General features: G+C 73.2%; 14 protein-coding genes. 13 read left to right on the top strand and 1 reads right to left on the bottom strand.

Features of this window, described 5'->3' with window-relative positions; translation table 11 throughout:
* Window positions 1–110 precede the first annotated feature (110 nt).
* Complete coding sequence (locus A7B18_RS06165) at window positions 111–896, bottom strand: enoyl-CoA hydratase-related protein (RefSeq protein ID WP_102125813.1); 786 nt, start codon at window positions 894–896, stop codon at window positions 111–113.
* A 49-nt stretch (window positions 897–945) separates the two neighbouring features.
* On the opposite strand from A7B18_RS06165, the gene ruvX reads away from it, so the two are divergent.
* The 13 genes from ruvX to A7B18_RS06105 all read left to right on the top strand — a co-directional run bounded on the left by ruvX (window position 946) and on the right by A7B18_RS06105 (window position 13,825).
* A complete protein-coding gene (ruvX, locus tag A7B18_RS06160; protein ID WP_180970044.1) occupies window positions 946–1,368 on the top strand; it encodes a Holliday junction resolvase RuvX in 423 nt (140 codons plus the stop codon).
* 283 nt (window positions 1,369–1,651) lie between these two features.
* Window positions 1,652–3,340: a long-chain fatty acid--CoA ligase gene (locus A7B18_RS06155; RefSeq protein WP_102125811.1), complete on the top strand. Its 1,689-nt coding sequence runs from the start codon at window positions 1,652–1,654 to the stop codon at window positions 3,338–3,340.
* Window positions 3,341–3,454: 114 nt separating this feature from the next.
* On the top strand, window positions 3,455–4,465 hold the full coding sequence (locus A7B18_RS06150; protein WP_102125810.1) for an alpha/beta hydrolase: 1,011 nt from the start codon (window positions 3,455–3,457) through the stop codon (window positions 4,463–4,465).
* Between the two features lie 52 nt (window positions 4,466–4,517).
* Window positions 4,518–5,603 carry a peptidase C39 family protein gene (locus tag A7B18_RS06145; RefSeq protein ID WP_102125809.1) on the top strand — a complete coding sequence of 362 codons (1,086 nt, stop codon included), beginning with the start codon at window positions 4,518–4,520 and terminating at the stop codon, window positions 5,601–5,603.
* Window positions 5,604–5,704: 101 nt separating this feature from the next.
* Window positions 5,705–7,309 (top strand): pilus assembly PilX N-terminal domain-containing protein, encoded by a 1,605-nt coding sequence (locus A7B18_RS06140; RefSeq protein WP_146009474.1) that lies wholly within the window; start codon window positions 5,705–5,707, stop codon window positions 7,307–7,309.
* The gene (locus tag A7B18_RS21875) at window positions 7,306–7,776 is read left to right on the top strand and encodes a GspH/FimT family pseudopilin (protein WP_180970043.1); all 471 of its coding nucleotides are present in this window, start codon (window positions 7,306–7,308) and stop codon (window positions 7,774–7,776) included. Before A7B18_RS06140 ends, A7B18_RS21875 begins: the two co-directional genes overlap by 4 nt.
* Window positions 7,773–8,150, top strand: a complete 378-nt coding sequence (locus tag A7B18_RS21870; RefSeq protein ID WP_180970042.1) for a PulJ/GspJ family protein — start codon at window positions 7,773–7,775, stop codon at window positions 8,148–8,150. Before A7B18_RS21875 ends, A7B18_RS21870 begins: the two co-directional genes overlap by 4 nt.
* Entirely contained in the window at window positions 8,147–8,881 is a 735-nt protein-coding gene (locus A7B18_RS06130; RefSeq protein ID WP_180970041.1) for a PulJ/GspJ family protein, read from the top strand. Before A7B18_RS21870 ends, A7B18_RS06130 begins: the two co-directional genes overlap by 4 nt.
* 21 nt (window positions 8,882–8,902) lie before the next feature.
* Window positions 8,903–9,685 (top strand): hypothetical protein, encoded by a 783-nt coding sequence (locus tag A7B18_RS06125; RefSeq protein WP_102125806.1) that lies wholly within the window; start codon window positions 8,903–8,905, stop codon window positions 9,683–9,685.
* Window positions 9,686–9,717: 32 nt separating this feature from the next.
* On the top strand, window positions 9,718–11,439 hold the full coding sequence (locus A7B18_RS06120) for an adenine deaminase (RefSeq protein WP_180970040.1): 1,722 nt from the start codon (window positions 9,718–9,720) through the stop codon (window positions 11,437–11,439).
* A gap of 85 nt (window positions 11,440–11,524) precedes the next feature.
* Complete coding sequence (locus A7B18_RS06115; protein ID WP_102125804.1) at window positions 11,525–12,379, top strand: alpha/beta fold hydrolase; 855 nt, start codon at window positions 11,525–11,527, stop codon at window positions 12,377–12,379.
* Between the two features lie 62 nt (window positions 12,380–12,441).
* Window positions 12,442–13,356 (top strand): phosphotransferase, encoded by a 915-nt coding sequence (locus A7B18_RS06110; RefSeq protein ID WP_102125907.1) that lies wholly within the window; start codon window positions 12,442–12,444, stop codon window positions 13,354–13,356.
* Between the two features lie 103 nt (window positions 13,357–13,459).
* A complete protein-coding gene (locus A7B18_RS06105; RefSeq protein WP_102125803.1) occupies window positions 13,460–13,825 on the top strand; it encodes a 2Fe-2S iron-sulfur cluster-binding protein in 366 nt (121 codons plus the stop codon).

The raw sequence follows: 13,825 nt of genomic DNA, 5'->3' as shown, positions 1-13,825 counted from the left end.
GCGCCATCCGCCCCCTGCGACCGCCTGATCAACAAGACCACGACGTAGCGAGGGGCCTCCGCCGCCCTCCCCGGCGGCTCCTCGGGTGCAGGGGAAAAGGACGGGGCGCCTCACCCCTCCCGCACGAAGTCCGGCGCCCGCTTCTCCTTGAAGGCGCGCACGCCCTCCTCGTGCTCCCAGTGGTCCCCGGCGAGCTGCTGAAGTTCGGCTTCCCGGTCGAGCGCTTCTTCCAGGGTGCTGTTCAGCGCGAAGTTGAGCGCCTGCTTGGTGAGCCCCAGGGCGTGGGCGGGCCGCGCCGCCAGCCGCTCGGCGTAGGCCTGCACCTCGTCGGCGAAAGTCTCGTCGGGGTAGACGTGCTCGCACAGGCCCAGCCGCAGCCCGTCCTCCGGTCCCACCCGTTCAGCGAGGGCCATCAGCTCGAAGGCGCGGTGGTAGCCCACGAGACGCGGGAGAAACCAGGTGCTCCCCGAGTCCGGCACGAGGGCGATGTTGGAAAAGACCTCGATCAGGCTGGCCGACCCCGCCCACAGCCGGACGTCGCCGGAAAGCGCGAGGCTCGCCCCCGCCCCCGCCGCCACCCCGTTCACCGCCGTGACCACGGGTTTGCCGAGCGTGCGGATGGTGCGAATCAAGGGGTTGTAGGTCGCCCGCAGGTGCTCGGTAAAGGTCATGTCCCGCCCCGACACGTCCCCGAGGTCCTGCCCGGCGCAAAAGCCCCGCCCCGCCCCCGTGATCACCACGACCCGGACGGCGGGGTCGGCGCCTGCGCGCTTCAGCTCTTCGGTCAGGGTGAGGAGCAGGGCGTCGTTCGCCGCGTTGAGACGCTCCGGGCGATTGAGGGTGAGGGTGCGCACGCCCGCACGGGTCTGGGCGAGGATCACAGGGTGGGCCGTCATGGGGGCCAGCCTACCCGAGAAGCCTCCCCCCTTCGCTACACTCGCCCCCATGACCGACCCGCCCGCCGCCCCCGCCCCCGCCCCCGTCGTCCTCGCGCTCGACGTGAGCAAGAGCCGCATCGGCTTCGCGGTGAGCACGGGGCGGCTGGCCTTCGGGCGGGGCAGCGTGGACCGGAAGAGGCTGCCGCTGGACCTCAAGGCGGTGCGGCTCAAGGTCGAGGAGACGGGCGCGGGGCTGCTGCTCCTGGGCCTCCCGCTGCGCACGGACGGGGCGCACAGCCCCTCGGCGGACCGGGTGCGCGCCTTCGGGAGAATCCTCGCCGAGAAGGGCTACCGGGTCGAGTACCAGGACGAGCGCTTTACCACCCGCCGCGCCCGCGCCCTGGGTGCCTCCGATGAGGACGAGGCGGCGGCGGTGCAGATCCTGGAGCTGTACCTGATGGGGCGCGACCGGGAGACGGCACCGGAGTGACCCGGGCCGGGTACGCTGGGGCATGAGACACCACTCGGGGAGGCGGGCGTGGTTCTGGCGGTTCCTGGCGTGGGTGGGAGACCTGAGGCGTGCTCGTCCCGGCGTCTGCGCGTCCCTCCCGGGATGGCGCATGGGCGAGGCCGCCGCACGGGCGGGACCCGGTGGCCGGGCCGGTTTGATTGGACTCGGTTCAGCTTGCCGCTAGAATGCCGCCCGTACTCAAGGTCAAGTTGCGGCGCCCGCGCCCACAGCGGACGGCGCCGTCCCCTTTCGGAGGTCAGGTATGCAAGGCAACATGATGGACGTTCCGCTCACGATCCCCTTCATCCTGGAGCGGGCGCGCACGCTCTTTGCCGGGAGAGAGGTCGTGAGCCTGCTGCCGGGCGGGCGCGACGAGGCGGGCCAGCCTATCCCGCGCAAGCACCGCACGACCTACGGCGAGGTCGCGGGGCGGGCGCTGCGGCTGGCGGCAGGATTGCAGGGGCTCGGCCTGCAACCCGGTGACCGGGTGGCGACCCTGGCGGTCAACTCTTACCGACACCTGGAGGCGTACCTGGGCGTGCCCAGCGGCGGGTTCGTGATCCACACGGTGAACATCCGGCTCCACGCCGATCAGGTGGCCTGGATTCTCAACCACGCCGAAGACCGCGTGCTCATCGTCGAGAACGTCTTCGCGGGGCTGATCCCGGCCATCCGCGCCGCCTGCCCCACCATCGAGCGCATCCTCGTGCTGGGGCCCACGCCCGCCCCCATCGAGGGCGCCGAGGATTACGACGCCTGGGTGATGAGTCACGAGCCGTTGAGCCAGTATCCCCAGATCGACGAGCGGGACGCGGCGGGCATGTGCTACACGAGCGGCACGACCGGGAACCCCAAGGGCGTGGTGTACACCCACCGCTCGACCATCCTGCACTCGCTCGCCGCCGCGCCCAAGGACATGCTCGACGTGGGCGAGAGCGACACCGTGCTGCCCATCGTGCCCATGTTCCACGTCAACGCCTGGGGCCTGCCGTACACCTGCGCGATGTACGGGGCGGGGCAGGTCTTCGCGGGGGTCTTCAGCGACGGGCGGAGCGTGGCGCAACTGTTGCAAGACGAGGAGGTCACGATCACGGCGGGCGTGCCGACGATCTGGATGGGCCTGCTCGCCGAACTCGACCGGGCCAAGGCGGAGGGCCACCCCTACGACCTGCACCGCCTGGAGCGGCTGGTCGTCGGCGGCAGCGCGGCCCCCGAGAGCCTGATCCGCGCCTTCGAGGACCGCCACGGTCTCTCGCTCGCCCACGCCTGGGGCATGACCGAGACGCATCCCCTCGGCACCGCGAGCAAGGTTCCCGCCGGGATGGACGAGCGCAGCGACGAGGGCTACGCCCTGCGCGCCAAGCAGGGCCGACCGGCGCCGCTGGTGTTCCTCGACATCCTGGGCGAGGACGGAGAGCGCCTCCCGCACGACGGCAAGACGATGGGGCGCCTCGTCGCGCGCGGGCCGTGGATCGCCTCGGGGTACTTCAAGGGCGAGGGGGGCGGCAACTTCTTCGAGCAAGGCGGCGAGCTGTGGTTCGACACGGGGGACATCGCCACGCTCGACGAACGGGGCTTCATGCACATCCAGGACCGGGCCAAGGACCTGATCAAGTCGGGCGGCGAGTGGATCAGCAGCGTGGACCTGGAAAACGCGATCATGGCCCACCCCGCCGTCGCCCAGTGCGCGGTGATCGCGATGGACGACCCCAAGTGGGACGAGCGGCCCCTGGCGGTCGTCGTCTTGCGGCCCGGCATGTCGGTCACCCACGAGGAGATCGTGGGCTTCCTCGCCCCGAAGTTCGCCAAGTGGTGGCTTCCCGACGCGACCGCCGTCGCCGAGAGCCTTCCCATCGGCGCGACGGGCAAGTTCCTCAAGCGCGAATTGCGCGAGCAGTACCGGGGCCACGGGAACGCGGGGGGGCAGGGCGAGCAGACCTCCGGGGCCTGAGGGGCAGGCGGAGCGGGGCGTCATCTTCCTGAGGGGGGTGACGCCCCGCTCCTCTGCCGTGCCCTTCGACGCAGGCTGGCCGGGGGCGGGCGCTCTCCCCCTACAATCCCCCCTATGGCCGTCTCCGTGCAGGGCACCCGCGTCACCTTCACCCCCCCGCCGGGCGCCGTGGCATTGGTCGGCGACTTCACCGACTGGCGCAAGAAACCCGCCCTGCCCGTGGAGGGCGGCCAGGCGATCACCCTGACCCTCCCGCGCGGCGCCTGGGTCGAGTACGCCTGGCTCGACGCGGCGGGCGAGCCCTTCGCCGACCCCGACAACCCGCAGCGGTCCCTCAACCCCTGGTGGCCCTACCCCCGCGCCGCCGTGGTGGGCGAGTCCGTACAGCATCCCCTCTGGCAGGGGCCCGACGCGACGCAGAAGGGCACGGCCCATCGCCTGAGCTGGCCCGGCAGCGTCTTCCCCGGCACCCGCCGCGCCATCGTCCACACGCCGCACGGACACGACCCGAGCGCCCCCACCCCCGTCTACTACGTGCAGGACGGGGTGGCCTTTTACCGCACGGGGCGGCTGGGCGAGGTGATGGACCGGGCGGTGGAGCGGGGGCTGGCGTCCGGCGCCGTCCTCGTCTTCGTGGAGCCGGGGGACCGCAGCGAGGAGTACTACCTGAATGACCGTTACCTCGACTTTCTGCGGGAGGAGGTCTTCCCGCAGGTGGAGGGCGAACACGCCACCGTCTCCGAGCGGGGGCTGTGGGGTGCCTCGCTGGGTGGGCTGATCTCGCTGCACCTCGGCAGCGCGCACCCGGACCTCTTCCGGCGCGTGGTCAGCCACTCGGGGGCCTTCATCGCCCGGCCCGGCGCGACGGACCCGGACGGCACCATCGACACGACGACGGCGGGCGAGTGGCTGCGGGAGAGGTTGGAACAGGAGCCGCCCCGTCACCTGCGCCTGAGCCTCGACACGGGCACGCTGGAGTGGCTGACCGGCCCGAACCGCCGCATGGCCGCCCTCCTCGCCGACACCGGGATCGAGCACCAGTACCGCGAGTATCCCAGCGGGCACAACTGGGTGACGTGGCGGGGGGCGTTGCCGGAGGCGTTCCTGTCCATGCAGGGGGGGTGAGGCGGGACGGACTCACCCGCTCCAGCCCTGCGCACGTCACAATCACGCCCATATGCGCCCAATCCTCTTCCTGGCGCTGCTCCTCGCGGGCGGCGCGGAGGCCCTCACGATGACGTACCCCAACTCCACCACCATCCTCCACGAGCGCGCGGGCGACTGGGCGGTGGGCGAGCGGCGCGGGGTGGAGGTGCGCGGCGACCTCCTCACCCTCGCCCCCGGCGCGGAAACGGGCACGCTGACGGGTGCGCCGCTGGGGGTCGCCCCCTTCGACGAACTCGTGCCGTCGTGGAACGCGGTGACGCCGGGCGGGGGCAGCGTGAGCGTGGAGGTGCGGGCGCAGACGGGGGCGGGCTGGAGCCGCTGGTTTTCCTTCGGCACCTGGAGCAGCGCCGAAGGGCGCACCAGCCTGAACGGGCAGAAGGACGGGGCCGGGCAGGTCCTGACGGACACGCTGCGGCTCAGTGGCAAGGCGGGCGCCTACCAGTACCGGGTGACCCTGCGGGGGGCGGGGACGGGCGTGCGCCTGCTCGCCTTCAACACGAGTGACCGCGCGAAGCGGGCGGCGGGGCTGGGGCAGCCGGGCGACCGCCGGGCCTGGGGCAAGGTGAACGACGTGCCCGGGCGCTCGCAGATGCTCTACGAGGGCGGCGGCGAGGTGTGGTGCAGCCCGACGAGCGTCTCCATGATCCTCGCGGGGTACGGGGTGAACGTCACCGTGCCCCAGGCGGCGAGGGGCACCTACGACCGGGCGTACGACGGCACGGGCAACTGGCCCTTTAACACCGCCTACGCGGGGGCCCACGGCCTGCGCGCCTACGTCACCCGGCTGCCCAGCCTCGCGGAGGCCGAGCGGTACACGGCGGCGGGGGTGCCGCTGGCGGTCAGCCTGGGGTGGAAGAAGGGTGAACTGCCCGGCGCGCCCCTGAGCTACAGCGACGGGCACCTGATGGTCCTCGTGGGCTTCGACGCGGCGGGGAACCCGGTCCTGAACGACCCCGCCGCCCCCAGCGACGCGGGTGTGCGCCGGACCTACCCGCGCGCGGCCTTCGAGCGGCTGTGGCTGACCCACAGCGGGGGGCTGGGCTACGTGATCGCGCCGTCCGGAACGCGGCTGCCGGAGGGTACCTCCCCGAGGTGAGCCCCGGCGCACCCACGCGCGCCTGCCGTGAAGTTTTCGCCCCGCCGGGTGACCCCCAGACGGGTGTTCCGCCTGTTCTCATTCGACCTTAAGCTGACTTCATGAGACAACAAGCTGACCGCGCTCCCGGAGACCGCCACGAGGAGGGCGTCGCCCTGGTGGTCGTGCTGCTGTTCACCGCGATCATCCTGATGGCCGTGGTGAGCACGACGGCCACCCTCGCGCTCGGGGCGCGGGGGGGCGGGGTGGACGAGCGCGGCGCCTACCAGGCCCTGCTCGTGGCCGAGAGCGGGCAGAACACCTTCGCCGCGCGGGTCGGGAGCCTCGCCAGAACGTCGCCCTACACGGGCACGCGGACGAGCGAGCTGACCGCCTGGCTGGGCACGCTGGGCACGTATTCCCTGGGCACGGCGGGGACGGCGGAGCTGAGCCTGCTGAACGTCACGCCCAAGACGACCGGGGCCACCTTCACCCTGCGGTCGCAGGGGAGCGCGCCCGGCGCCGCGAAGGTCGTCGTTCAGGACTACGTGGTGACGAACGCCCGGTTGCCGCGCACCTTCCGCTCGCGGGCCGGGCTGACCTCGCTGCCCGCCATCGACGCGAGCAATGGCAACCAGCGCACCGAGGGCCGCGCCAACGACGGGGTGGCGACCCGGGTCAGAAGCGGCGGGACGCCCCTCTCGCTGCCCGCGCTGCAACCGGGCGTCACCCTGCCCGTCGAGGACACGGGCGCCGTTCTGGTGGGCGACTACGTGCGGGTCAACGGCGCGACCTTCCGGGTGGACGGCAAGGAGGAGGCCTCGCTGAGCCTCGTGCGCGTCCTGCCCACCTCGCCCACCGCTCCGCTCACCCTCAGCGGCGACGTCACGGTGATGCTCAACGCGGTGGCGCAGACCTCCCCCACCGTGGGGAACCCGGGCGACCTCAGGGTGTCCAACGCGGGGGACTTCCTCGTCGGCGAGGAGCTGACCATCGCCGGGAAGGCGGCCACCGTTCAGGCCGTCGACGCGGGGAACGGGACCGTGCGGCTGGGCTGGCCCTCGGGCGCCCCGGCGAGCCTGCCCGAGGGGACGCAGGTCTTCCGGGACGTGACCGGGATGCGCAGCGCCGCGGACATCACCGCCAAGAGCAACAAACTCGACGACATCAGCATGACGAGCGGCGGGCAGACGACGAACGACTGCACGACCTCGACCCTCTGCGCGGGCGAGCGCGATCCCCTGCTCGCCTCGCCCACCCCCGGCAACCCCTCCGACCCCTTCTTCACCGAGCAGCTCTTCGGGCTGAGCGACGAGGAACTCAACGACCTCGTGCCGCTGGACAACGACCCCACCCTGCCCCAGGGCGAGATCAAGCGCGTCTCCGCCGCCGACTTCGACCGCATCTTCTCGGGGAACGCGCGGGGCAGCGGCGTCCTGATCGTGGACGGCGACATCAACTCCAACATCAACGGCAACGTGACCTTCGACGGTATGATCTACATCCGCGGCAACCAGGGCGGGAAGTTCAACGGCAACATGACCCTCAACGGGGCCATCGCCGTGCGCGGCGGGCCCATCGAGGGCATCACCACCGACGACACGACCACCCAGGCGACGGGCAGCCTGCTCATCAACTACGACGCCGTGTCCCTCCGGAGCCAGCTTCTGAACGCCCGGGGCGTCTTCCGGGTGCAGACCGAGCCCGGCACCTGGAGGCAGCAGTGAGGACCCGGGGCTTTTCCCTGATCGAGCTGCTCGTGGTCGTGGCGATCATCGGGATTCTCGCGGCGGTCGGGATGGTGAATCTCGCGCGCTGGCGGGCGAGCACCGCCGTGACGGAGGGCGCGCAGCAGTTCGCGCAGGCGGTGAGCCGGGCGCGCACCGGGGCCAAGCGGGCCAACGCGTGTTGGCAGATCGCCCCCGTGGGGGCCACCTCGGGCGCCACCGGGTACGAGATCAGGAGGTTCAGCACGCCCGTGTGCCTGCCGAGCGGGGGCACCGCCCAGACCTACGCCCTGCCCCCCGGCACCACCCTCAGCGTGACGGGGGGAGGCGGCACCGTGAGCTTCACCCCCCCGTACGGCACGACCGAGAACACGCCCGCGACCTACGAGGTGACGTGGGCCACCAACCTCACCCTCAAGCGGACGCTGCGCCTGACGGGCGTCTTCGGGAAGGTGATCTTCCAGTGAGGGGAGGCTCGGAGCGGGGCCTGACCCTGATCGAGGTGCTCGTCGCACTCGCCATCTTCGCGGTCGTGTCGGTCGCCGTGCTGGCGACGTTCCCGGCGATCTTCAAGCTCAACGGGCAGACCCGGGCGGATCAGGCGGTGACGGTCGGGGCCAAGGGGTTCATGGAGGGGGTGCGGGTGAGGTACAGCACCCAGGCGGGCTTCGACACGGGCACCCTTCCCCCCGTCCCGTCCGGCGCGGGCTACACCTGCACGGGGGCGGTCGCAAACCAGCTCGGCACGTCGCCCGTGCTCATCAAGCGCGTGACCCTGAGCTGCACGCACCCGAGCCAGCCCACCCAGACCTTCGTGCTCGACGTGGGGAGACCGGCGTGAGGGGGGCCCGGGCGGGCCTGACCCTGGTCGAACTCCTCGTGGCGATGAGCCTGATGGGGATCATCTTCGCGCTCGTGACGAACTGGCAGACCTCCACCCTGAGCGTCTCGGCGCGCACGAACGCGCTCTCGCAACGCCTGGGCGAACTCAACGACGTGACCGGGTACGTGGGAGACCGGGTGCGGTCGGCGCTCGCCGTGCGGACCTCCGGCTTCACGGTCAACGGCGGCGGGTGCGACGCCACGACCCCCTGCCTCGCCGTCCTCGTGCCCGAGGACCGGGCGGAGGCCAGCGGAGGCTCGGTCGTCTACAACCGGCAGTACCTCCAGCTCGTCTACCGGGTCGAACCCCGCTCCGGGTGGGCCGCCACCGACCCCGACAAGGTGGCGGACAGTTGGGCGGACGACCCGGCCAACCGCGTCGTGATCCTGCGCGAGTACCGCGCCCGCTGCGCGCCGACGCCGACCGCCGACTGCGCCCCCTTCCTCGCGGGCTTCAAGACGACCGGCGCCTTCGTGGACATGACGCCTTCCCTCGTCGCCGACCTGCTGACCTCGCGGGACCAGGCGGGCGGGACCATCACCCCCTTCGGGTACACGTACGACCCGGTGGCCCGGACGGGCGTCGTCTCGCTGGCCTTCCAGGGCAAGCACCGGGCGCGGGGAATCACCACCTTCACGCCGACGACCGGCCCCTACACCCTCCAGATGCTCGCCCGCAACGTGCAGTAGCCGGGGCCCTAGACTTCCCCCATGAATTTCCCCACCACCTGCCCCGGGTGCGCGCGTGAGGTGCCCGCCGAGTTCGCGGACAGCCTGATCCACGACCTGACGTGTCCGGCGTGCGGGGCGCGCTACGTCGTGTTCGTGCGCAAGCACAAGTTCGAGGTGCTCTTCGACCTGGGCACCCGGGCCCTGCTGGAGGGCTACGCGCGCGAGGCGGTGGCGTCTTTTTCGGCGGCGCTCGAACGGTTCTTCGAGTTCTACGTCCGGGCGTACGCGCTGGAGCGCTCGGCGGACACGGCGCTGGGCTTCGGGGAGGCCCTGACGGCGCTCGACGGCACCTGGCGGCACGTGGCGAGCCAGTCCGAGCGGCAACTGGGGATGTTCGCCCTGGCCTACCTGCTGCGCGAGGGGCGCGCGCCCGACTTCCTGACCCCGGGGGCGCTGGGGAGCGACTTCCGCAACCGGGTGATTCACCGGGGCGCCCTGCCGCGCCGCGAGGAGGTCGAGGCGTACGCGGCGCGCGTCTTCGGGCTGATCGACCGCCTGCTCACCGAGCTGGGGCCGGGCGCGGCGCAGGCCGAACTCGCCCAGGAACAGGCCTTTGCGGCGCACCTCGCGGGGCTCCCCGACGATGTGGTGGCCGTGTTCGAGGAGCATCCGGGCATGTTCCGGGCGCGGCGCCTCGCCTCCCCCGAGGGCGGGGAGACGCCGACCAGGGCGGCCTCCACCCCGCCTCTCAACGACGCCCAGGCCTTCGCGTGGGCCCTCGCCGAGCGGGGCGCGGGGCCGGGGCCCCTCAAGGGGAGGTAGCCGGGATGACGACCCCCCGCTTAGACTGCGACATGGAGGCACCGGAGGCAGGCGGGGAACGGGCGGGGCGCGAGCGGCTGGTGCGCGTGGCGCGCGGGCTGGAGGAGGGCGACCTCCTCGTGCGCGGGGCGAGTGTGGTGCAGCCCGCGACGGGCGAGGTCTTCGGGGCGGACGTGCTTGTCGCGGAGGGGAGGGTCGCCGCCCTGGTGGGGACGGGCGCGGGCGCGCGGGCGGCGCGGACGGTGGAGGCGCGCGGGGCCTTCCTCGCGCCGGGCTTCATGGACGCCCACGTCCACATCGAGTCGAGTCTGCTGACCCCCGCCCGCTTCGCCGGGGCCGTGTTGCCGCGCGGCACGACGGCGGTGGTCGCCGAGCCGCACGAGGTCGTGAACGTGCTGGGGGCACCCGGCCTCGCCTGGATGCTGGAGGCGGGGCGGGGGTCGGGCCTGCGCGTCTTCGCCTCGGTGCCGTCGTGCGTGCCCGCGAGCGAGTTCGAGCGGGGCGGGGCGCGGATGGACGCGGCGGAGGTGGCCTCCGCCCTGCGCCTCCCCGGCGTCCTGGGCCTCGCCGAGCTGATGAACTACCCCGGCGTGCTCGGCGGCGACCCCGGCGTCTGGGACGTGCTGGGCGCGGGCCGGGGCCGTAGGGTGGACGGCCACGCGGCGGGCGTCACGGGCCGCGACCTGATGGCCTACGCGGCGGCGGGCGTCCACTCCGACCACGAGGCGACCACCCCGCAGGAGGCGGGCGAGCGGCTGCGCGCCGGGCTGTGGCTGATGGTCCGCGAGGGGTCGGCGGCCCGGAACCTGGAGGCCCTGCTCCCCGTCCTCCGTGAGCGCCCCCGCCGCGCCATGCTCGTCAGCGACGACGTGAGCGTGGACGAGCTGCTGACGCTGGGGCACCTCGACCGCCTCCTGCGCGCGTGCGTGGCGGGCGGCCTCCACCCCGCGGACGCGGTGGCGCTCGTGACCTGCAACCCCGCCGAATACTGGGGCCTGCACGACCTCGGACTCGTCGCGCCCGGCTACCACGCCGACTTCGTGCTGTTGCGCGACCTTCAGGGCTTCGAGGTGCTGGAGACCTTCGTGGGCGGGCAGGAGGCGCGGGCCGGGGGCGTCACCCCACCCCTGCCCGGCGGCGGGGTGAACCTCGGGCCGGGGTGGGACCGGGCGACCTTCGAGGTTCCCGGTCACTGGCCCGTGATGGAGGTGCGCCGGGGGCAGATCACGACCGGGGCGGGCAGGCCGGGCACCGGGGACGCGCGGCTCGTCGTCGCCGACCGCTACGGGCGGGGAGAACACGCGGCGTGCTGGACCTCGGGCACGGGGATGACGGGGGGCGCCCTGGCGGTGAGCGTCTTGCACGACGCCCACCACGTCGCGGTGCTCGGCGGCACGGACGCGGACGTCCGGGCGGCGGGCCGGGCCCTGGAGGACCTCGGCGGCGGCGTGGTCGTCGTCGCGGGGGGTGAGGTGCGCGCTCATCTCCCCCTCCCCTTCGCGGGGCTGATGAGCGACCTGCCCCCGGACGAGGCCGCCGCCCGGCTCGCGGGGGTGACGGCGGCGGTCCGGTCGCTCGGCTGCACCCTCCCCTACCCCGTCACCACCCTGAGTTTCCTGGGCCTGAGCGTCATTCCGGCCCTCAAGCTCACCCCGCGCGGCCTGCTCGACGTGGGGGCGTGGCGGCTGCTCCCGCGCGAGGGGGAAGCGGACCCCGGCGCCCCCGGAACGCGGCTCGAACGGGCGGGGGGGTGAGGCGGGAAAGGTCATGCCGCCCAGGTCAAGAAACGTTTCCCCTCCTCGCACCGATCCCGCCCGCCCGTCGGGAAGACTGCCCGGTATGCCGACCCATCAGCAGATCGTCGTGAACGGGGTGCGCCTCCACTACGTCGAGGCGGGCGATCCCCGGGGCCCCCTCGTCGTGCTGCTCCACGGCTTTCCCGAGTTCTGGCGGTCGTGGGAGCGGCAGATCGGGCCCCTCGCGCGCGCGGGCTTCCGGGTGGTCGCCCCCGACCTGCGGGGCTACAACCTCAGCGAGAAGCCGCCCGGGGTGGACGCCTACCGGGTGGGCACCCTCCAGGAGGACGTGGCGGCCCTGATCCGCGCGCTGGGGGGCGGGCGGGCGCACGTGGTGGGCCACGACTGGGGCGGCATCGTCGCCTGGGCGCTGGCGATCCGGCAGCCGGAGGTCGTGCGGCGGCTGGTGATCCTCAACGCGCCGCATCCGGCCCGGGCGCGGCAGGTGGCCCGCAAGCCCGAGCAGTGGCGGCGGTCGTGGTACATCTTCTTCTTCCAGCTCCCCTGGCTGCCCGAACGGTTCCTGCACCGCTTCGGCGCGTGGGCGCTCCGCGGCACGAACCCGCGGGCCTACACCGATGAAGACCGGCGCCTGTACCGCCAGGCGTGGGACCAGCCGGGTGCGGCGACGGGCATGATCAACTACTACCGGGCGCTGCGGCGCTCCCGGCAGGTCCGCCGGAAGGGCGCGCCCGGGGGGCAGGTGCGGGTGCCCACGCTGGTGATCTGGGGCCAGCGTGACGTGGCCCTTCTTCCCGAGCACGCGGACGGGCTGGAGCGCTGGGTGCCGGGGGTGCGGGTGGTGCGCCTGCCCCGCGCGAGCCACTGGGTCATGCGCGACGAGCCCGTGCGGGTGAACAACCTCCTGGCCGAGTTCCTGTCCGGGTCCTCGACCTAGGCGGCGCCCCCGACCAGGACCGAGCCTTCGTCATGGGGGCCGGTCCCCTGTACCCTCTCCCCATGACCGACTCGGCACGAAGGGTCGACCTGCCTACGGCTGCGGCGCTCATCCGGGCGGATTTTCCCGAGCTGGCGCACCTGGGCGTCACGCTGCTCGGGGAGGGGACCGATCACCTCGCGTTCGATGTCGGCGGGGAGTACGTCTTCCGGTTTCCGAAGCGCGCGGGCGCGGCCACCGCCCTCCTGACCGAGGCGAGGCTTACGGCGTGGCTGGCCCCCCGGCTCCCGCTGGCCCTCCCGGTGGACGGGGTGGTCCGTCCGCCCCGCCCGGACGCGGGCGTGACCTACGCCGGTTACGCGAGGCTCGCGGGAACGCCCGCCCTGTTGCTGGAGACCGGGCCCACCGGGTTCGCCGTCATCGGACACGACCTCGGCACCTTTCTGCGCCGATTGCACGACCTCCCGGCGGGGGAGGCCCGCGCGCTCGGGGTGGAGGAGGACGACGACCCCCGGCTCGAAGAGTGGTCGCGCGACGCGTCCCGTGACCTCGCCCTCGCGGTGGACGGCGGGGAGGTGTCCCCGGAGGTGGGGCGGCGCTGGCGGGACGTGTTCGCCCACCCGCCCCCCACCGGGCACGTCGCCGGATGCCTCATCCACGGCGACCTCGCAGCCGAGCACGTCCTGCTCGACGAGGGGGGCAACGTGACGGGCGTGATCGACTGGAGCGACGCCGCGCTGGGCGACCCGGCGCGCGACCTCTCCGGCCTCCTCCACTGGGGCGGGGACGCGCTGCTCCACGCGGCCCTCGGGGCGTACGGCCCGGTGGACGGACCCACCCTGGAACGCGCCCGCTGGTTCGCCGCGTGCCGGGCGGTCGCGGACCTCACCTTCGGGAGGGAAAGCGGCCAGGGCGCCTACGTGCGCGCGGGGCAGCGGGCCCTGACCCGGCTCTCCCAGCCCCCGGCCTCCCGTTGAGGCGCTGCCGACGGGCCCACACCCACCTCCCTCCCCCACCCGGTGAGGCCGAGCGTCGCGGGTCGTGTCCTCCCCCGGCCCATTCCCCGTGCCATCCTGACCCATGACGCAGATCACGGTCGAGGGGTACGGGATGATCGAAGGGCGGGAAGGCGAGCGGCTGGTCCTGGCGCTGGAGCGGGGCGGGGTGGACATCCTGCACCGCTGCGGGGGGCAGGCCCGCTGCACGACCTGCCGGGTGAGCTTTTCAGAAGGCGAGCCGGACACCATGACGGTCGCCGAGCGCGACAAGCTCGCGGACAAGGGGCTCCTGGGCACGGCCCGCCTCTCGTGCCAGATCGAGTGCCGGGGCGAGATGAGCCTCACGCCCCTCCAGACGGCGCGGTCGAGCGGCCTGGAGCCGGGCAAGGCGCCCGCCGAGCAGATCGAGCCCGAGCCGCAGTGGGTGCCGCGCGGGGCGCAGGCCTGA

Source organism: Deinococcus planocerae (assembly GCF_002869765.1).
Lineage (GTDB): Bacteria > Deinococcota > Deinococci > Deinococcales > Deinococcaceae > Deinococcus > Deinococcus planocerae.
Note: the sequence above shows the minus strand (reverse complement) of the source record. Positions and strands in the feature narration are given on the sequence as shown.